Here is a 19366-nt window from a genome sequence, read left to right as displayed (position 1 = left end):
GTTAACTTTGATCTCATTAATCGGCGCTTAACTGACCGCGGGCAATAACCGTGGGGCCGATTCTGTAAAAGGGGATCTCTGTGTCGCACGCTGACTTGCCAATCAATCCATTGACCGAAATTGCGCTGCGCATGTCGCCGCGGGTCGGGTACCTGTTGTCGCTTGCGGTGCTTTCTGTCGGCGCAGCGTGGTTTGTTGGCATCCCTGCCGTGGGGCTGACCTTGTTGCTGATCGGGCTGACCTTTCTGTCTCTGGCAATGACCGTAACAGCGTTAACCGCAGTTCATCAGCGCCAGCAAAAGTCGATGTTTCGATTGGTTCAACGGTTTTCCGACTACGATGGCGCGGCCATATTCGCGACGGATGCAGATGGAATGATCCGCTATCAGAACAATACTGCGACCTCGGCATACGGAGATCAGATTGAGTCAACCCTGGCCGGTGCCGTGAAGGACATGTTTGCAGCCCCTTCTTCTGTTCTGTTTCGACTTCAAAATAAAGCACAGGCCAAGGGCTCGGCCAGCGAAGACGTTGTCTTGCGGCGCGGACATGTTCGGTTGTCGGTGCATACGGTTGCCGGAGGCGGTTACTTGTGGCGGTTGGAAGAATTTGGTGAACGCGGTCAGGGGGGGCGAACCGGCGAACACATCAGCCTTCCCATGATGATCGTGTCGAAATCCGGGACCATTCTGTTCATGAACGAATCCGCCCGCCGTTTTTTGGGTGGGCGCGAAACCACACTGGACCGCGTGTTTACAGACCTTCCGGTGCAACCAGGCGCGGTGGTTCAGGTCTCGGCCAAGAACGGACTCGTTCCTGCCTTTGTTTTCGAGCTAGAGATCAGTGCTGGACGGCGGGAGATTTATCTTCTTCCACCCCCGGCTGGTCCCGCGATCACCAATGAAGAATGGGCCTTTATTGAACGTTTGCCGGTTCCGTTGATCAAGTTGGATGCTTCGGGTTCGATCATAATGGCCAATCGCCGGGCGCGGGGTCTTTTGGGGGATGAAAACGCCATTGGTACGCAGCTTTCTGAGCAAGTAGTGGGTTTGGGGCGCCCGGTTTCCGAATGGTTGCGCGAAGCCCATGCTGGGCGGCATCTCGGGCGCGCCGAGGTCGTACGCGCCGTAAAGCCTGACAAGGACGTATTTTTGCAGATCTCACTGGGGCAGGTTGCAGATGAGGCCGGTCGCGCGCTGGTCGCCGTGTTGCAGGACGCAACCGAGTTGAAGACGCTTGAGGCACAGTTTGTTCAAAGCCAGAAAATGGAGGCCATCGGACAGCTGGCTGGCGGTGTGGCACATGATTTCAACAATTTGCTGACAGCCATTTCCGGCCATTGTGATCTTCTTTTGCTGGGTCGTGATGAAAACGACACCGAATATTCGGACCTGTCGCAAATCCATCAGAACGCCAATCGCGCCGCCGCCCTGGTTCGGCAGCTGCTTGCCTTTTCGCGCAAGCAAACACTCTGTCCTGAAAAACTGGCTCTGACGGACTCGCTTTCGGATTTGATGCATCTGCTCAACCGGTTGGTCGGCGAAAAGTTATCGCTGGATTTGGATCACGACCTTGATCTGATGCCGATCCGCGCTGACCGCCGCCAGTTGGATCAGGTGATCATGAACCTTGTGGTCAATGCTCGCGATGCGATGCAGGAGGGGGGGGGCGAAATCCGCGTCGAAACCCGCAATGTCACTGTCGAACAAGCTTTGCATCGCGACCGGGCAACTGTGCCTGCGGGCGAATATGTAACAATCCGTGTGATTGATCAGGGCACCGGTATTCCTGCTGATAAACTCAGTAAGATATTCGAGCCTTTTTTCACCACTAAAGGGGCGGGAAAAGGCACGGGACTTGGCTTGTCGATGGCCTATGGCATCGTCAAACAAATGGGTGGATTTATCTTTGTTGATTCGATCCCTGGCGCTGGGTCGACTTTCTCGCTCTATTTCCCGGTGTGTCAGGATTCTGATGAGCAGGACCTGCCGGGCGAAGAAGAGTCTGTCGATCGCATCGACGACGTTAAGGACAATATTGACGATCCGATTCAGACCACCCTGGATGCGCTTACGGTCAAGGATCAGATTGTTCTGGATGGTTCGACCGCGTGTGTAAACGGTCCAGATCAACCGTCCGGTATTCAAGACGGAGTCTCAGCTTCAGCAGGGAAACCACCTTTAACATCTATTTCTGCTCCCCTTCCCAAACCCACCCATGATTTTGAAGTTGGCAATGACAGTATTGTCTTGCTGGTAGAAGACGAAGCACCGGTGCGCGCTTTTGCGTCGCGCGCTTTAAGGATGCGCGGTTTCACGGTTCTGGAGGCAGAAAATGCCGAAGAAGCCTTGAAAACGCTGGAAGACACGACCTTGTCGATTGATGTGTTTGTCACCGATGTCATCATGCCTGGTATGGATGGGCCAACCTGGGTGGCCAAGGCGCTTGAAGATAGACCGGGTGTTAAGGTTGTATTCGTATCAGGCTATGCAGAGGATTCGGTGTCAGAACATCAATCGCGCATTCCCAATTCCGTATTCCTGCCTAAACCGTTCTCGCTGACCGATCTGACCGCGACGGTGCAGAGGCAACTGCATTGACTTTAAGAAAGCAGCAATGATTTCAAGCATATCTGCACCTCAAATACGGTCGTTAACCCTTTACTTACCATTCCTAGACAAAACTACTAATGAAAACATAGCTTGAAATGTTCTTATTATGTGCTCATAACGAAATATGAGAACAAGAGCAGAACATGAGCGTGATTGCCGCCCGTTCGCGGGTGTGAAATAAGGGATGATAACAAATGGCAACGGCGGATATCTTTGACATGAAACGTGAAGGTGACAAACAGAAGGCGCTCGACAGTGCATTAGCGCAGATTGAACGACAGTTTGGCAAAGGGTCGATCATGAAGCTTGGGGCTGACAATCCCGTCGCCGAGATCGCTTCAACCTCAACCGGATCCCTTGGTCTGGATATTGCACTGGGAATTGGCGGCCTGCCAAAAGGTCGCATTGTTGAAATTTACGGACCGGAAAGCTCGGGCAAGACCACGTTGACACTTCACTGTGTTGCCGAGGAACAGAAAAAAGGTGGCGTTTGCGCTTTTGTGGATGCTGAACACGCGCTTGATCCCCAATATGCCAAGAAACTTGGCGTTGACCTGGACGAGCTGTTGATCAGCCAACCCGATACGGGCGAGCAGGCGCTTGAGATTGTCGACACACTTGTGCGGTCGGGCGCGGTCAGCATGGTGGTCGTTGATTCGGTTGCCGCTCTGACCCCACGGTCTGAATTGGAAGGCGATATGGGCGACAGCAATGTTGGTGTTCAGGCGCGATTGATGAGCCAGGCAATGCGCAAACTGACTGGTTCAATCTCGCGTTCGAAATGTACTGTGATCTTTATCAACCAGATCCGGATGAAAATCGGCGTCATGTTTGGTAGCCCGGAAACCACATCAGGTGGCAACGCGCTGAAATTCTATAGCTCGGTGCGCTTAGATATCCGCCGGATTGGCGCGATTAAGGATCGGGATGAAGTGGTAGGGAACGCGACCCGCGTCAAGGTCGTCAAGAACAAGGTGGCCCCACCGTTCAAACAGGTTGAATTCGACATCATGTATGGTGAAGGCATCTCGAAGATGGGTGAACTTCTGGATCTTGGCGTAAAAGCCGGCGTGGTCGAGAAATCCGGTGCCTGGTTCAGCTATGGTGACGAACGGATCGGGCAGGGGCGCGAAAACGCCAAGACCTATCTGCGCGAAAACACCCGCACCGCGCTCGAGATCGAAGACAAAATCCGCGCTGCCCATGGGCTGGATTTCGATATGCCGGAAGCCGAAAAGGATGACGACGATGATGGGCTACTGGAAGCGTAGCCGCGTCTGAATAGCGTTGCGAAGGCCGGGCAAACCCCGGCCTTTTCTTTTTGGGCGTTAGTGGCTGTGGACAGGGGGGGCTGGCAAAGGTAAACGAAAGACAACGCCCATTCAGAGATAAGATAATATGGCCAGCCTGAACGACATTCGCTCCACTTTTTTGAAGTATTTTGAGGATAACGGGCACACGGTTGTGGACAGCTCGCCACTGGTACCACGCAACGACCCGACCCTTATGTTCGTCAACTCGGGGATGGTGCAGTTCAAGAACCTTTTTACAGGGATCGAAACGCGCGACTACACCCGTGCGACAACCGCGCAGAAATGTGTTCGCGCGGGCGGTAAACACAACGATCTGGACAATGTCGGATACACTGCCCGCCACCACACATTTTTCGAGATGCTGGGGAATTTCAGCTTCGGTGACTACTTCAAGGATGATGCGATTCCGTTCGCTTGGAACCTGATCACCAAGGAATTTGGTATCAACCCAGAGCGGTTGCTGACGACCATTTATCACACAGACGATGAAGCGTTTGAAATCTGGAAAAAGGTTGGCGTACCCGAGGATCGGATCATCCGCATCGATACAGCGGACAACTTCTGGCAAATGGGTCCGACCGGTCCCTGCGGGCCGTGCACCGAGATTTTCTATGACCACGGCGACCATATATGGGGTGGCCCTCCGGGATCGGCCGAGGAAGATGGCGATCGGTTCATCGAAATCTGGAACGTCGTTTTCATGCAGAACGAACAGTTTGAAGACGGTTCGATGAAGGCGCTGGACATGCAGTCCATCGACACCGGCATGGGGCTTGAGCGCATTGGCGCGCTGTTGCAGGGCAGCCATGACAACTATGACACGGACCTGTTCAAGGCGCTGATCGAAGCATCGGCTCATGTGACCAATGTCGATCCTTATGGCGACCAAAACGTACACCACCGCGTTATTGCCGACCATTTGCGTTCGACCTCGTTCCTGATGGCCGACGGGGTCATGCCGTCAAACGAAGGACGTGGTTATGTTCTGCGTCGGATCATGCGCCGCGCGATGCGTCATGCACATCTTCTGGGCGCACAAGATCCGGTTATGCACCGGCTGGTGCCCGAGTTGGTGGCGCAGATGGGGCAGGCCTATCCGGAACTGGGACGCGCCCAGTCGATGATCGAAGAAACGCTATTAAACGAAGAAACCCGGTTCAAGAAGACGCTCGATCGTGGCTTGAAACTATTGGATGACGAGGTGTCGAACCTGCCTGACGGGGCGGACCTGCCGGGTGACACGGCATTCAAACTCTATGACACCTATGGGTTCCCGCTGGACCTGACGCAGGATGCGTTGCGCGAAAAAGAACGCGGTGTGGACCTGCCTGGATTTGACGCGGCGATGGAGGAACAGAAGGCGCGCGCAAGGGCCGCGTGGTCCGGATCAGGCGAGGCCGCGGATGCGACCATCTGGTTTGATCTGGCCGAGCAGCACGGCGTGACTGAATTTCTGGGCTATGACACCGAACATGCCGAGGGGCAGGTGCTGGCAATTGTTGCTGACGGCGCGCTAACGGATCGGGCGAAAGCCGGAGATAAAGTGCAGATCGTCGTGAACCAGACGCCTTTCTATGCAGAAGCGGGCGGGCAGGTTGGTGATACGGGCCTGATCCGCACTGATACCGGGTCGGCACACATCACCGAAACCAAGAAGGTTGCGGATGTGTTCATCCATTTCGCCAAAGTTGACGAAGGCGAAATCTCCAATGGGCAGGGCGCTGAACTGGCGGTTGACCACCTGCGCCGGACGGCAATCCGGGCCAACCATTCGGCCACGCACCTGTTGCACGAAGCGTTGCGCAATGAGTTGGGCGATCATGTCGCGCAGCGCGGGTCACTGAACGCGCCGGATCGTCTGCGGTTTGATTTCAGCCACAACAAAGCAGTATCGCCGCAAGAGTTGGGCAACATCGCCCGTGAGGTGAACGCATATATTCGACAGAACGCACCGGTAGAAACCCGGATCATGACGCCGGATGATGCGCGTGAGATCGGTGCGCAGGCGCTATTTGGAGAAAAATACGGGGACGAGGTCCGTGTGGTCTCGATGGGGCATTCACCAACCGGAAAAGGCACGGACGGGCAGACCTATTCGATCGAGCTTTGCGGCGGCACGCATGTCCGGCAGACCGGTGATATCGGTGTCTGCGTAATTCTATCGGAAGGCGCCACCGCTGCTGGCATCCGCCGGATTGAGGCGCTGACCGGCAAGGCCGCCGTTGCCTATATTGAGGAAGAAGCCACGCGGGCGTCGGAACTGCAAGGCATGTTGAAGGCAAAACCAAACGAGGTTGTGGGCCGCGTCAAAGCGATGCTGGACGAACGCAAAGCGCTGAACAATGAGATTTCTGCGTTGAGACGCGAACTGGCAAAAGCCGCTGGCGCCGGGGCGGAAGCGAAAGAGATCAATGGCGTTAAGTTCCTTGCCATGACCATTTCGGGGGTTTCGGGGAAAGACCTGCAAACGCTTGTGAATGAACAGAAAGATGCGCTTGGATCGGGCGCTGTTCTGATCATTTCGGACAATGAAGGCAAGGTTGCTGTCGCTGCTGCTGTGACGTCCGACATGACCGACCGTGTGTCGGCGGTCGATCTGGTGAAAGCGGCTGTGCCCGCGGTGGGCGGTAAAGGTGGCGGTGGTCGTCCCGAATTGGCCCAAGGCGGCGGGCAGGACATCTCGGGCGCCGAGGCGGCGGTGGCTGCTGCGGAAGCTGCCATCGCAGGGTAAGCAGCCCCATTGCAAATCCTGAAAGGCCGCGTATCGTCTGCTGACCTACGCGGCTTTTTAATTGCAGGAGAGACACCATGCCCGCCCTTTGGATCGCCCATGTGACCGTGACTGATGAAGAGGCCTATGGAAAATACGCCGCCCTTGCTGGCCCCGCGATTGCCAAGCATGGTGGGCATTTCATCGCGCGTGGCGGACGTTATGTGCAGCTTGAAGGCAAAGACCGTCCGCGCAATGTGGTGGCGAAGTTCCCCAGCGTCGAGGCCGCGGAAGGGTGCTATCATTCGCCCGAATATCAAGAGGCGCTGAGCCATGCGCGGAACGCATCCGAGCGGGAATTGTTGATTGTCGAGACGGATGAGTAAGACCGGCCCACAAATCGAAAAAGCCCCGGCATCAGACCGGGGCTTTCTTTAACTCTCAGACCTGCAATTGTTTACTGATCTGTTGACCGCGCGTGCCGCTTGCGTTCATGCGGGTCAAGGAAGCGTTTGCGCAGGCGGATGTTGTTCGGCGTCACCTCGACCAGCTCGTCATTGTCGATATAGGCGATCGCTTCTTCCAGCGACATGGTGATCGGCGTGGTCAGGCGCACGGCCTCGTCCGTGCCCGAGGCACGCACGTTGGTCAGCTTCTTGCCCTTAAGCGGGTTCACCTCAAGATCGTTTTCGCGCGAATGCTCGCCGATGATCATGCCTTGATAGATCTCTTCCTGCGCGCCGATGAACATGCGGCCGCGATCTTCGAGGTTCCACAGCGCATAGGCGACCGAGGTGCCGTTTTCCATCGAGATCAGAACACCCGCGCGACGACCGGGAATATTGCCTTTGTGGGGTGCCCAGCCATGAAAAACCCGGTTCAGAACGCCGGTGCCGCGCGTGTCGGTCAGAAACTCGCCGTGATAGCCGATCAGGCCACGCGACGGCACATGGGCGATGATCCGGGTTTTGCCAGCACCTGCGGGCTTCATCTCGGTCATTTCGCCTTTACGCGATCCGGTCAGTTTTTCGATCACAGCGCCGGAATATTCGTCATCCACGTCGATTGTGACTTCTTCGATCGGTTCGACGGTCTCGCCATCCACGTCGCGCATGATCACCTGCGGGCGCGAGATTGACAGCTCGAACCCTTCGCGGCGCATGTTTTCGATCAACACGCCCATCTGCAATTCACCACGACCAGAGACTTCGAAGGCTTCACCGCCGGGGGTGTCCGCGATCTTGATGGCGACGTTGCTCTCTGCCTCTTTCATCAACCGCTCGCGGATCACACGCGATTGCACCTTCTTGCCGTCACGGCCAGCCAGCGGGCTATCATTGATGCCGAAGGTCACGGTGATGGTGGGCGGATCAATCGGCTGCGCAGGCAGCGGAGTGTCGACCGCCAACGCACAGATCGTGTCGGCCACGGTGGCTTTTGACATGCCGGCCAATGACACGATGTCACCTGCAATGGCTTCGTCGATATCTTGTTGACCAAGGCCGCGGAAGGCCTGAATGCGGGTCACGCGGAACTGCTCGATCTTTTGGCCGATGCGCGACAGGGCTTGCACGGTTGCACCGACCTTGAGGCGGCCGGTTTCCACACGCCCAGTCAGCAGACGGCCCACGAATGGGTCCGCACCCAACGTGGTGGCCAGCATCGAAAAATCTTCGTTTTGGTGTGCGATTTGCTTGGGCTTCGGCACGTGGTTCACGATCAAGTTAAAGAGCGCGTGCAAATCCTTGCGCGGCCCGTCCAGTTCCGCATCCGCCCAGCCGTTGCGGCCCGAAGCATACATATGCGGGAAGTCCAATTGATCATCATCCGCGCCCAGATTGGCGAACAGGTCGAAACACTCGTCCAGTGCTCGGTCAGGCTCGGCATCCGGCTTGTCGACCTTGTTCAGAACCACGATGGGACGCAAACCAAGGGCAAGTGCCTTCGAGGTCACGAATTTCGTTTGCGGCATCGGGCCTTCTGCGGCGTCCACCAACAGCACAACACCATCAACCATCGACAAGATCCGCTCTACCTCGCCCCCGAAATCGGCGTGGCCGGGGGTGTCGACGATGTTAATACGCGTGCCTTTATATTCGACCGACGTGGGCTTGGCGAAAATGGTGATCCCGCGTTCACGCTCCAGATCGTTCGAATCCATAGCGCGTTCGGCAACGGCCTGGTTTTCCCGGAACGCGCCGGATTGTTTCAGAAGCTCGTCAACAAGAGTTGTCTTGCCGTGGTCGACGTGTGCGATGATCGCGATATTGCGCAGGTCCATAGGGCCACCTTGTGGGGGATAGGAGTAAGTATGTTAGAAGTTAGGGGCGCGCATAGCCCGGTTGGCGGTTGAACGCCACCAAAAAAACAACTCTTGTTAATTTTCTCGCCTCGTCGGGCGTGGCGTCAATGCTGTGCGGATTGTGAAAACAGATGGATGATCAGAATACCGCCAAGGATCATCGCAAGACCGATCAATGCGGGCAGGTCGAGCCTTTGTCCGAACAGCGCGTATCCGATAAGGGCAATCAGGATGATGCCCAGCCCAGACCAGATGGCATAGGCCACCCCGACCGCCATGTATTTCAGTGCCCAGCCTAGCAACGCAAAACTGATGCCATAGGCGACGACCACCGTCACCGATGGCCAAAATCGACTGAACTGTTGGCTGGCTTGCAGGGCGGTTGTGCCGATGGTTTCTGCAACCACTGCAAAGAAGAGGATCAGGTAAGGCATGGTGACCTCGTGACTTGAGCTTACTGGGACTGATCCCAGTCCGGTTTGCGTTTCTCAATAAAGGCGCTGATGCCTTCTTCGGTGTCGCGCAGCATCATGTTTTCGACCATGGCAGCACCGGCGAAAGCATAGGCGGCTTCAAGCGACATATCGGCCTGATCGTAAAAGCTCGCCTTGCCGATCTTGACCGCCGCCCCGAGCTTCGAGGCCACAGTCTGAGCAAGCTCGTCGGTTGCCGTGCGCAACTGATCGTGCGGGACGACGCGGTTTACCAGCCCGACTTCGCGCGCGCGGGTGGCGTCGATGAATTCGCCAGTGGTCAGCATTTCAAACGCGACCTTGCGCGGCACGTTACGGGTCAGGGCCACCATGGGGGTCGAGCAGAACAAGCCGATATTCACCCCGTTCACGCCAAACCGCGTGCCTTCGGCAGCCACGGCCATGTCGCAGGTCGCAAGCAACTGGCAACCAGCGGCAGTTGCGATCCCGTGTGCCTCGGCGATCACGGGTTGGGGCAGGCGGGGGATCATGCACATGACCTCGGCGCAGCGATCAAACAGGTCTTTGAAATAGGCCGCGCCGCCATCTTCAGCCTGTCGCCCGGCCGTCATTTCTTTCAGGTCGTGACCCGCGCAGAACACCTTACCCGCCCCCGCGATCACGACAGCGCGGATGCTGCTATCCTGCGCTAACGCCGCAAACTCGGCTTTCAGCGCCGCCAACATCGCGTCAGACAGCGCATTGAGCGCGCCGGGGTTGTTCAGGGTCAAGCGCGCAACTGACGCTGCGTCCTCTCTGATCAATAGTGGGTCTGCCATCTTGTCCTCGCTCAATATTCTGGCCCACGATAGGCGGGAAAATCACGGGGGGGAACCATGCAGTTGAAAATGTCACGCGACGAACTTCAATCCTTTATGGAGACCGCGTTTCCACAAGTCGCCCCAGATTTTGAGATTGCGGATGTGGCCCCCATGCAGATCACTGTACGCACACGCATCGGTGACAAACATCTGCGGCCCGGCGGCACTGTATCGGGGCCAACGATGTTTGCACTGGCTGACGTGTCGATCTATCTGGCGATCTTGGCGATGATCGGGCCAAAAGCGCTGGCCGTAACCACGAATTGCTCCATTGATTTCATGCGCAAACCTGCGGCGAACACGGACCTTGTGGCGCATGCGCAGCTGCACAAGCTAGGCCGCGTGCTGGCGGTCGGGGATGTGTTGATTCATTCCGAAGGCAATGACTCTCCGGTCGCCCGCGCCAGTTTGACCTACTCGATCCCGCCCGAACGGGCTTGACCGACGGCGGGGATTGGCGCACCAAAAACCCGAACCCTAGCGACGAGGCCCAAATGTCCGAGCACACATCCAACGCCCCTGATCCCATCACGCCCCCTGCTGAACACAGCCGGCTGGCACATTTCCACGTGACCTTCTTTGCGATCGTCATGGGTCTGATGGGATTGGCACTCGCCTTGCACGCAGCTGCGCCAGCCGCGCCGTGGCTCGCCAACGCGTCGTCCCTTGTGTTGCTGATCGGGATTGCCGCCTTTCTTGTCATTTCTGTATTCTATCTTGCCAAGGCTCTGCGCTATCCGGCGATGGTGGGTGAGGAATGGCATCACCCTGTGAAGTTGGCCTTCTTCCCAACCATCACGGTGTCGATGCTTTTGATGGCGACCGCGATTTTTCCCTATGAGGAAACACTGGCCACCTGGATATGGCTCGCCGGTGTTGCAGGACAGGGGGTTCTGACCATTGCGGTGGTAACGGGCTGGATCAGCCATCGCAGTTTTCAGGTGGGTCATCTGACACCCGCGTGGTTCATCCCCGCCGTTGGCAACGTGATTGTACCCATTCTTGGCGCCCGTATCGGTTATATTGAGATTTCCTGGCTGCTTTTTTCCGGGGGCATCATCTTCTGGATTGTCCTTCTGACGCTTGTGATGAACCGACTGATCTTCCATGATCCAATGGTCGCCCGACTTTTTCCCACCATGGTGATCCTGATCGCCCCCCCAGCCGTCGCCTTTTTGGCCTATGTCAGCATGATCGGAACGGTTGATGGTTTTGCACGCATGCTGCTGAACGCGGGTTATATCTTTGCGGCTCTGGTGGTGGCGCAGGTGCCAAAACTGGCCAAACTTCCATTTGCCCTCAGTTGGTGGGCCTTAAGCTTTCCATTGGCCGCGCTTGCCATCGCGTCTTTCCGGTTTTCACAACTGGATGGATCACGCGTACACCAAACCATCGGGTTTTTCATCCTGATCATCTTGGTTTGTGTTGTCGCAGGGCTGGTCTGGCGCACCGGACGTGCAATTGCACAGGACGAGATTTGTCAGCCAGAATAGGGCTGAATGGTGTGATTAGTGTGGGGTATAATAATACCATAATTGTAACACATTGAATTGGCATATGTTTTGGCCGATAACTTCGCTTGACCGCAGTGTATAAATCACTAAAACCAGCCCATCCGAAACCCAATCAGGGCTGAATCAATGAAAACCTTCTCTGCAACGCCTGCAGATATCGACAAAAAGTGGATCATCATCGACGCCGAAGGCGTCGTGCTGGGCCGTCTTGCATCGATTATCGCAACGCGTCTTCGTGGCAAACACAAAGCCTCGTTCACACCGCACATGGACATGGGTGACAACGTCATCGTGATCAACGCGGACAAAGTTCAAATGACCGGCAAGAAGCGCACCGACAAAGTGCACTATTGGCACACCGGTTATCCGGGCGGCATCAAATCCCGCACCGCTGGCCAGATCCTTGAGGGTGAGCACCCCGAGCGTCTGTTGACCAAAGCCGTTCAGCGTATGCTGCCCGGCGGTCCGCTGAGCCGCAAACAGATGACCAATCTGCGCGTCTATGCTGGCACCGAGCACCCCCACGAGGCACAAAGCCCCGAAGTGCTGGATGTCAAATCCATGAACGCCAAAAACACGCGTGAGGGCTGATCATGACTGAAGAGATCAAAACACTCGAAGACCTGAACGCTGTTGCCGAAGGCACCGAAGCGGTGGTCGAAGTTGCGGCTCCTCGCGAGCCCGTTCGTGACGAGCTGGGTCGAGCCTATGCGACCGGCAAACGTAAAGACGCTGTTGCACGCGTGTGGATCAAGCCGGGTTCCGGCAAGGTTTCCGTTAACGGCAAGGACATGGACAAGTATTTTGCCCGTCCGGTTCTGCAGTTGATCGTGCGCCAACCCGAGCAAATCGCCGGTGTTGAAGGCGAGTTTGACGTGGTTGCAACCGTCAAGGGCGGTGGCCTTTCTGGTCAAGCTGGTGCGGTCAAGCACGGCATTTCGAAAGCTCTGCAGCTTTACGAACCCAGCCTGCGTGGCGCGCTGAAAGCCGCTGGATTCCTGACCCGCGATAGCCGTGTTGTGGAACGTAAGAAATACGGTAAAGCTAAAGCTCGTAAGAGCTTCCAGTTCTCGAAGCGTTAATCGCTACGGACATAGTTTGCGAAAGGGCTGCCCAGGGGCGGCCCTTTTCATTTCTGCCCAGTCTTTCGGTGGCTTTTCATGTTGCGAGGGACAGGGCGATGGCCTATATCCCGGCCCAGACCAAGTGTCATAGGCACCCGTAGCTCAGCTGGATAGAGCGCTGCCCTCCGAAGGCAGAGGCCAGAGGTTCGAATCCTCTCGGGTGCGCCATTACGTTCAACAGATTGCAATATGCTGATTTGTGGCTTTCTTCGAGGAAGAATCTTCGATCTATGAATACCTCAAAAACTGATCGAAAACTGGTCTGCAGGTGAGCTGCGAAGCATCCCGAAATAGCTAAAGTCATACTCTATGGGAGCCGGGCGAGGGGTGACAATCGCGCCGATAGCGACATAGATCTTGCCATCGTGATGGAGCATTCTGCTGGTTCGGAAAACGGATACGGAACTTGGTCCCATTGGTATCGAGATTACAAACAGAATCCTGGTCTTCTGCTGAGCAACGAAGTCCATTTGGAATGGTACGAACGTGGTGCGGGATTAGAAAAAGTTATACTTGGAGCCGAACAAGACGGAATACGCTGTATGAAAGGAATTACAATTGACGGTATTTTCTACGCCCGATAGCGCGTCACAAAATTTCGCAAGATTTGCGCCGGTGCATGAACATTCGCAGCGTGCACCATGTCGACCAGCGCCTCTGCTTCTTCTGGGGGGAAATAGCCATGGTGTTTGTAAATGCCGATGCGGGTTTCAAAGTTGTGAGCATCGGCTTCGGGATGGAATTGCGTCGCATAGACATTCTGTCCACACTTTATCATCTGATACGGGCAGCGGGACGATGAGACCAGATGTTGGCAGCCCTGCGGCAGGTGCTGCATTGCTTCTTTGTGGCCTACAAAAGCTTCGAATGTGTCGGGAATGCCATCCAGCAGGGGGTCGTCGCGCCCGTCTTCAGTGATCTTACACAAGCTGGCGCTGACCGGTTCGCCATAGCTTTCTTTTGAAACTGACCCCGGCTCTAAATGTTGGCCTAAGATCCCGATACCATAACAGCACCCCAGAAAGGGAATGTCTTGAGCGGTGATTTTTGGCATCAGGGCAAGGCATTGGGCTTCAATCCGCGCTTCGATCGGATCTTTCTTGTCGGGCGCGTCTGACACGCAGCCCGGACCGCCCCCAACAATGACGCCTGCATAATCATTCGGGTTTAAATCGGCAGGAATGCTCTGCTGATCCAACCGAATGCGGTGAACTAGGTCATGGTCCAGCCCACCTTTGGCCAGAAACGCCTGAAACTCATCGTCGGACGCATCTGTCTCGGGGCGAAGTTGTAGGATCAGGAAGGGCTTCATGGTCACCTCGTATCAAGTCGAAAGACGATGGCAAAGCGCAAGGCCGGGGTCAATCGCCCGCTGCGTCGCGAATGTCATCGGTGCGTCATTTTGGCATTAGGTGACCCTTGCGGCCTCTGATACATATTAGAATACCAGAATGTAATCCTCCGCCGCGCGAACCGGAGCAGAGGAGGGCTGAGCCATGAAGAGACTTCTTGCATCGATCCTGTCGCTTGGTTTGATTGCCGGTGGCGCCGGGTTCGCAACAGCCGAAGACAATCCGGCGACGCCTATGCCGCCCGTCGCACCGACGCCGTCAATCTCAAGTGCCACGGCGGATCACACAAAATTCGACATCCTGAAGAAGCCCTTTGCGTCCGGCCCCGAGGTGACAGAGGCTTGCGTCAGCTGCCACACCGAAGCGGATGATCAAATCATGCATTCCATCCATTTCGAGTGGAAATACGACAGCGACAGCGGCCAGACCCTTGGAAAGTCAAAGGTGATCAACGCTTTCTGTGGAAATGTGGCCGGTAACGAGGCGCGCTGCACCTCGTGCCATGCGGGTTATGGCTGGGACGATATGTCGAAGACAGCTGAACAGGCGGGTGCGGTTCCGGATTGTCTGGTCTGCCATGACCGGTCAGGGCAGTACACAAAGACGGCTACGGGGGCAGGGCATCCGCCGATTGAACCGGTGAAAGCCGGCACCAAGACGATCACGGGGGCGGCGGCATGGCCGGTTGATCTGTCCAGGGCAGCGCAGTCTGTCGGGATGCCGGGGCGCGACAATTGTGGCAACTGCCACTTCTATGGCGGTGGCGGTGACAACGTGAAACACGGCGATCTCAGCTCGGCGCTTTATGCCCCGCCGAAAGAAGTGGATGTGCACATGTCGCCCGATGGTTTGAACTTTACCTGCTCGACCTGCCATGTCGAAGACAAGCACAATTGGGCCGGGTCACGCTATGACACCGTGGCCAAGGATGTTGTTGGTCGGGGAAAGCCGGGAGCGGTGCGCACTGCGGCGACCTGTGAAAGCTGCCACGACACAAATCCGCACCCCTCGAATATCAAGGGTGTGAAGCTGAATGATCACACCGACAAGCTGGCCTGTCAAAGCTGCCATATCCCCGAGTTTGCGCGCGGAGGCGTCGCTACCAAGACTTATTGGGATTGGTCGACCGCAGGCCGCATGGGTGCTGACGGCAAACCAATGCACGAGGCAAACTTTGTTCAGTCAGACGGTAAGGAACTGCACACCTATCTGTCCACCAAGGGCGATTTCGAGTGGGGCGAAGATGTGGTGCCACATTATGCCTGGTTCAATGGCCATGTAGAATATGCTACGGGCGAAGAAATTGACCCAACCGCTGCGGTTAAAGTGAACCGCATCAAAGGCGCCCCCGGTGGGGCAGACAGCCGGATCTGGCCTTTCAAACTGATGGAGGGGCGGCAGGCCTATGACACAGACAGCAACAAGCTGGCCTATTCTCATGTCTGGGGGCCGACCACCGACACCGCATTCTGGACCAATTTCGATTGGCCCAAAGCCATCGAAGCAGGGATGAAAGCAGCGGGGCAGGAGTATTCCGGCAACTTCGATTTCGTCGATACGCAGATGTATTGGCCGATCACCCATATGGTTGCCCCCGCCTCGGATGCGCTGGATTGTGCGGCGTGTCATGCGCAGGACGGGCGACTGGACGGGATCGCAGCGGTCTATATGCCCGGCACCAATCCCCGATCCCCGATTGGGCTATTGGGAATGGCGCTGGTCGCGCTGACAATTCTGGGCGTTGGGCTGCACATTGCACTTCGCCTATTGGGTGGCCGTAAAGGAGGCACGGATCATGGCTAGGCGCGTTGTTAAGGTTTACCCCCGGTTCGAGCGTCTGTGGCACTGGACACAGATGGTGATGATCATGGTGTTGATGTTCACAGGATTCGGATTGAACGGGATGCATAATCTGCTGCCCTTCGGTCCGGCAGTGATGTTGCACACGATTGCGGCACTGGTTCTTCTTGCGGTCTGGATTTTCGCGACATTCTGGTTGTTCACCACGGGCACCTGGCGGCAGTTCGTTCCTCAGCTTGAAGGTCTGTTCAAGATGGCACGCTTCTATGCTTATGGTGTTTTTCGCGGGGAAGAGCCGCCGTATCGCAAAGTGTTCTGGCGAAAGCACAACCCGCTTCAGGCGTTGACCTATTTCGGGTTGAAGGTTGTTGTGTTTCCCGCGATTTGGGGGTCGGGCTTGCTCTATCTCACCTACAATTTCTGGGCGGTGGATGAGGGGTCAACCTTCGCGCTCTATGTCATCGCCAACGTGCATTTGCTGGCCGCTTACGTGATTGTCGCCTTTGTTATCACACATGTCTATCTTCTGACGGTGGGGCATGGGTTCCGGTCTCATGTGCGCCCGATGGTGACAGGATATGATTGTATCGACCTGACGCCAGAACAAGAGGCCTATCTTGAGACCAACGAGCCGGGTCGGTTGATGCCCAAAGAAGTGTAGTCAAAGGCCGCAGATACAAAAAAAGGCCCTCGTTTTGGGGGCCTTTTTTGTATCGGTGTGATGTGTCAGGGTCTTGGGTGTCTTACCGACCCCAAGAGCGCACCACGCCGCAATCCATGTGCACGAAGTTTGAACCAGTATATCGTCCGACGCCACCACCCTGACAGGCCACGGCGGCTTTGAACATCTGGTTCACCGAACGCGACTTCAAACGCAGGTCAGCGGCCTGACCCTTCATGTGAAGCGAATTCTTGGCCACCCCGCGCGACCGCGAACGCAGCATGGCGTTGGTCTTGGGCGAGCGATAGCCCGATAGCATCATGTAAGGTTCACGCACATCCAGCAGTCCGTGAGCGGCGGCCATGATGTCGACGGTGCGGGTGTCGATCTTGATCGACTGATCCGTACGCCAGTCGCGCATGAAATGATTGATCTCTTTCAAGGCATCTTTGATATATTTGCCTTCGATCCAGTAGATCATGTTGATGGTTTCACCGGTGCGCCCGGAATACATGGCGAGCCTGCGAACATCGCCCCCGCCGCGCAGGAAGCCTGCGGCATTTGCATACATTGGCGCAGCAGAAACTGCTGTGGCGGCAAAGGCGCCCAGCAATCCACGGCGTGTGAGAATGGATTTGGATCCGACCGAATTGTCGATAGTCATGTCCAGCGTGTCCCGTCGCTTGCCTGTTTCTGCGCCTGAAACGGATCGTTGTCCAATCAGGTTAACAAGTGTTTTAGCCTCTTCCCCAGGCTTGCCGATCTTATGGCACAACTCGAATCGCGGGCCAAGCAAAGATTTGCAGTGCTTAACGTGTTCAAGCAAAATCGGCAAAATCTTGCTGAAATCAGTGAAATAGTGGTAAACCGTGGCGAAAAGACGTCAAAGCATGGGGCGCAAGACACACCCGTTCGGAACACGTTTTTAATCGTCTTTGTGAATGGACTCATGGCCAGCAATCGTGGATTATCTGAATTTAAACACAGGTATATTACTATTAGGCGAATTATGACTACGAACGCGCTGCCACGACGTCGTACCACCCCCCGTACGACTTTCTTTTCGATGCTGTTGGGGATCCTGTTTCTGACAATTCAATCTGCGCCAATATCCGCGCAAACGAAGGTATCTGCTTTCGCGCAGGCCGTCGCGGAAGCCGCGGCGCGCGATGCGGAAGTCGCCGAATTCTATCGCGGAAACGGGTATCAACCCATCTGGACAGGGACGCAGGCGCAAGACCGGGCACGTCGTGCGGCCTTGTTGAAAGCACTGTCGGCGGCAGGAGATCACGGCTTGCCGGATTACAACATTGCGGAATTGAAAGCCCGTTTGACCAGTGTTGCCAGCCTGCGCGATCTGGGACGGGCCGAGGTTGAACTGTCAAAGCTGTTCCTCAGCTATGCTCAGGGTGTGAGCAGTGGCATTCTAACGCCTGCAAAAGTCGACAGCGGTATCGTTCGCAAAGTGCCGCGTAAAAACGGGGCGGATCTGTTGGCTGAACTGGTTGGCTCAGATCCTGCTGGGTATCTGAAGACGTTGCCACCGAAATCTCCGGAATATGCCCGCCTGATGAAAGAAAAGCTGCGACTCGATCGCCAGCTTGCCAATGGCGGTTGGGGCGAACCTGTTCCCGCCAACTCGTTGAAGCCGGGGCAGGCGGGGCAATCTGTTGTTGCCCTGCGCAACAGATTGATCCGTATGGGGTACCTAAGCCGCTCGGCCAGTCAGTCCTATGACGCGACCATTCAGATAGCAGTGCAGCAGTTCCAACAAGACCACGGATTGACTGCCGATGGTGTGGCCGGTTCGGGCACAATGGACGAGATTAACACCGCGCCTGAAAAACGTCTGGCATCGATTGTTGTCGCGCTGGAACGGGAACGTTGGACCAATTTTGAGCGCGGCAAGCGTCACATCTGGGTCAACCTGGCGGATTTCACGGCCAATATCGTGGATGGCGGGCGCGTCACCTTCACCACACGCTCGGTGATCGGCAAGAACATCCACGACCAGCGCAGCCCGGAGTTTTCGGACGTGATGGAGTTCATGGTGATCAACCCCACTTGGAACGTCCCACGCTCGATCGCAACGAAAGAGTATCTGCCGATGCTCAAGCGCAACCCCAACGCGGTCAGCCACCTGAAGCTGATCGACAGCCGGGGGCGGGTTGTCAATCGCTCGGCGGTGAATTTCAACGCCTTCTCGGCCAAGTCCTTCCCGTTTGCGATCAAGCAGCCGCCCTCCAGCCGGAACGCGCTGGGACTGGTCAAGTTCATGTTTCCCAACAAATACAACATTTATTTACATGATACGCCTTCCAAGAGCTTGTTCGGGCGCGAAGTACGGGCGTTCAGCCACGGGTGCATCCGTCTAAGCGACCCGTTCGACTTTGCTTATGCGTTGTTGGCCAAACAAACATCTGATCCGGAAGGCACGTTCCACAAGTTTCTGAACACGGGGCGCGAGACGCGGGTCGATCTGGTCGACCCTGTGCCGGTGCATCTGGTCTATCGTACAGCCGTGGCACCTGCGAAGGGACGGATGAACTACCGGCGTGATATTTACGGTCGTGACGCCAAGATCTGGCAAGCTTTGCAAAATGCCGGGGTGGCGCTTGGCAGCGTAGAGGGGTAAATCCTTGAACAATGGTGGTGGCGCTGATTGCGGTCCATCGGATCAAGGG

General features: G+C 56.2%; 16 protein-coding genes and 1 tRNA gene. 12 read left to right on the top strand and 5 right to left on the bottom strand.

Going from position 1 to position 19366, the window contains the following annotated elements; all coding sequences use genetic code 11:
- Positions 1 to 80 precede the first annotated feature (80 nt).
- The 4 genes from MWU51_RS07105 (at position 81) to MWU51_RS07090 (ending at position 7021) form a co-directional block, all read left to right on the top strand.
- Complete coding sequence (locus MWU51_RS07105; RefSeq protein ID WP_247035902.1) at positions 81 to 2600, top strand: ATP-binding protein; 2520 nt, start codon at positions 81 to 83, stop codon at positions 2598 to 2600.
- Between the two features lie 206 nt (positions 2601 to 2806).
- Positions 2807 to 3883, top strand: coding sequence for a recombinase RecA (gene recA, locus MWU51_RS07100; RefSeq protein ID WP_281502648.1), 1077 nt, complete (start codon positions 2807 to 2809; stop codon positions 3881 to 3883).
- A 127-nt stretch (positions 3884 to 4010) separates the two neighbouring features.
- The gene (alaS, locus tag MWU51_RS07095; RefSeq protein WP_247035900.1) at positions 4011 to 6656 is read left to right on the top strand and encodes an alanine--tRNA ligase; all 2646 of its coding nucleotides are present in this window, start codon (positions 4011 to 4013) and stop codon (positions 6654 to 6656) included.
- 77 nt (positions 6657 to 6733) lie between these two features.
- Entirely contained in the window at positions 6734 to 7021 is a 288-nt protein-coding gene (locus tag MWU51_RS07090) for a DUF1330 domain-containing protein (protein ID WP_247035898.1), read from the top strand.
- 71 nt (positions 7022 to 7092) lie between these two features.
- Here MWU51_RS07090 and typA read toward each other — a convergent pair whose 3' ends face one another.
- The 3 genes from typA to MWU51_RS07075 all read right to left on the bottom strand — a co-directional run bounded on the left by typA (position 7093) and on the right by MWU51_RS07075 (position 10189).
- Complete coding sequence (gene typA, locus MWU51_RS07085; RefSeq protein ID WP_247035897.1) at positions 7093 to 8916, bottom strand: translational GTPase TypA; 1824 nt, start codon at positions 8914 to 8916, stop codon at positions 7093 to 7095.
- Positions 8917 to 9041: 125 nt separating this feature from the next.
- Positions 9042 to 9371, bottom strand: a complete 330-nt coding sequence (locus MWU51_RS07080; RefSeq protein WP_247035896.1) for an SMR family transporter — start codon at positions 9369 to 9371, stop codon at positions 9042 to 9044.
- Positions 9372 to 9391: 20 nt separating this feature from the next.
- On the bottom strand, positions 9392 to 10189 hold the full coding sequence (locus tag MWU51_RS07075) for an enoyl-CoA hydratase (RefSeq protein ID WP_247035895.1): 798 nt from the start codon (positions 10187 to 10189) through the stop codon (positions 9392 to 9394).
- Between the two features lie 57 nt (positions 10190 to 10246).
- Between MWU51_RS07075 and MWU51_RS07070 the strand changes: the two genes are divergently transcribed.
- From MWU51_RS07070 to MWU51_RS07050, 5 genes are all read left to right on the top strand, one after another.
- Positions 10247 to 10672 (top strand): PaaI family thioesterase, encoded by a 426-nt coding sequence (locus MWU51_RS07070; RefSeq protein WP_247035894.1) that lies wholly within the window; start codon positions 10247 to 10249, stop codon positions 10670 to 10672.
- Positions 10673 to 10725: 53 nt separating this feature from the next.
- Positions 10726 to 11724 (top strand): SLAC1 anion channel family protein, encoded by a 999-nt coding sequence (locus MWU51_RS07065; RefSeq protein ID WP_247035891.1) that lies wholly within the window; start codon positions 10726 to 10728, stop codon positions 11722 to 11724.
- A gap of 147 nt (positions 11725 to 11871) precedes the next feature.
- On the top strand, positions 11872 to 12336 hold the full coding sequence (gene rplM / locus MWU51_RS07060; protein ID WP_247035889.1) for a 50S ribosomal protein L13: 465 nt from the start codon (positions 11872 to 11874) through the stop codon (positions 12334 to 12336).
- Positions 12337 to 12338: 2 nt separating this feature from the next.
- Entirely contained in the window at positions 12339 to 12827 is a 489-nt protein-coding gene (rpsI, locus tag MWU51_RS07055) for a 30S ribosomal protein S9 (RefSeq protein WP_247035885.1), read from the top strand.
- 133 nt (positions 12828 to 12960) lie between these two features.
- A tRNA-Arg gene (locus tag MWU51_RS07050) sits at positions 12961 to 13037 on the top strand.
- 403 nt (positions 13038 to 13440) lie between these two features.
- On the opposite strand, the gene MWU51_RS07045 is transcribed toward MWU51_RS07050, so the two are convergent.
- A complete protein-coding gene (locus tag MWU51_RS07045) occupies positions 13441 to 14181 on the bottom strand; it encodes a glutamine amidotransferase (protein ID WP_247035884.1) in 741 nt (246 codons plus the stop codon).
- 184 nt (positions 14182 to 14365) lie between these two features.
- Between MWU51_RS07045 and MWU51_RS07040 the strand changes: the two genes are divergently transcribed.
- Positions 14366 to 16024: a tetrathionate reductase family octaheme c-type cytochrome gene (locus MWU51_RS07040; RefSeq protein WP_247035883.1), complete on the top strand. Its 1659-nt coding sequence runs from the start codon at positions 14366 to 14368 to the stop codon at positions 16022 to 16024.
- Positions 16017 to 16682, top strand: a complete 666-nt coding sequence (locus MWU51_RS07035) for a cytochrome b/b6 domain-containing protein (RefSeq protein ID WP_247035882.1) — start codon at positions 16017 to 16019, stop codon at positions 16680 to 16682. The genes MWU51_RS07040 and MWU51_RS07035 overlap by 8 nt, the downstream gene beginning before the upstream one ends.
- A gap of 82 nt (positions 16683 to 16764) precedes the next feature.
- On the opposite strand, the gene MWU51_RS07030 is transcribed toward MWU51_RS07035, so the two are convergent.
- Positions 16765 to 17346 (bottom strand): DUF882 domain-containing protein, encoded by a 582-nt coding sequence (locus MWU51_RS07030; protein ID WP_247035880.1) that lies wholly within the window; start codon positions 17344 to 17346, stop codon positions 16765 to 16767.
- A 402-nt stretch (positions 17347 to 17748) separates the two neighbouring features.
- Between MWU51_RS07030 and MWU51_RS07025 the strand changes: the two genes are divergently transcribed.
- Entirely contained in the window at positions 17749 to 19317 is a 1569-nt protein-coding gene (locus MWU51_RS07025; protein ID WP_247038750.1) for a L,D-transpeptidase family protein, read from the top strand.
- Positions 19318 to 19366 lie beyond the last annotated feature (49 nt).

It is taken from the genome of Aliiroseovarius sp. F47248L, assembly GCF_023016085.1.
In the GTDB taxonomy this organism is placed as follows: Bacteria; Pseudomonadota; Alphaproteobacteria; order Rhodobacterales; family Rhodobacteraceae; genus Aliiroseovarius.
Note: the sequence above shows the minus strand (reverse complement) of the source record. Positions and strands in the feature narration are given on the sequence as shown.

Bases quoted from the DNA above. Each gene is read 5' to 3' on its own strand.
- recA (WP_281502648.1), top strand. From the start codon at position 2,807: ATGGCAACGGCGGATATCTTTGACATGAAACGTGAAGGTGACAAACAG.
- alaS (WP_247035900.1), top strand. From the start codon at position 4,011: ATGGCCAGCCTGAACGACATTCGCTCCACTTTTTTGAAGTATTTTGAG.
- MWU51_RS07090 (WP_247035898.1), top strand. From the start codon at position 6,734: ATGCCCGCCCTTTGGATCGCCCATGTGACCGTGACTGATGAAGAGGCC.
- typA (WP_247035897.1), bottom strand. From the start codon at position 8,916: ATGGACCTGCGCAATATCGCGATCATCGCACACGTCGACCACGGCAAG.
- MWU51_RS07080 (WP_247035896.1), bottom strand. From the start codon at position 9,371: ATGCCTTACCTGATCCTCTTCTTTGCAGTGGTTGCAGAAACCATCGGC.
- MWU51_RS07075 (WP_247035895.1), bottom strand. From the start codon at position 10,189: ATGGCAGACCCACTATTGATCAGAGAGGACGCAGCGTCAGTTGCGCGC.
- MWU51_RS07070 (WP_247035894.1), top strand. From the start codon at position 10,247: ATGCAGTTGAAAATGTCACGCGACGAACTTCAATCCTTTATGGAGACC.
- MWU51_RS07065 (WP_247035891.1), top strand. From the start codon at position 10,726: ATGTCCGAGCACACATCCAACGCCCCTGATCCCATCACGCCCCCTGCT.
- rplM (WP_247035889.1), top strand. From the start codon at position 11,872: ATGAAAACCTTCTCTGCAACGCCTGCAGATATCGACAAAAAGTGGATC.
- rpsI (WP_247035885.1), top strand. From the start codon at position 12,339: ATGACTGAAGAGATCAAAACACTCGAAGACCTGAACGCTGTTGCCGAA.
- MWU51_RS07045 (WP_247035884.1), bottom strand. From the start codon at position 14,181: ATGAAGCCCTTCCTGATCCTACAACTTCGCCCCGAGACAGATGCGTCC.
- MWU51_RS07040 (WP_247035883.1), top strand. From the start codon at position 14,366: ATGAAGAGACTTCTTGCATCGATCCTGTCGCTTGGTTTGATTGCCGGT.
- MWU51_RS07035 (WP_247035882.1), top strand. From the start codon at position 16,017: ATGGCTAGGCGCGTTGTTAAGGTTTACCCCCGGTTCGAGCGTCTGTGG.
- MWU51_RS07030 (WP_247035880.1), bottom strand. From the start codon at position 17,346: ATGACTATCGACAATTCGGTCGGATCCAAATCCATTCTCACACGCCGT.
- MWU51_RS07025 (WP_247038750.1), top strand. From the start codon at position 17,749: ATGCTGTTGGGGATCCTGTTTCTGACAATTCAATCTGCGCCAATATCC.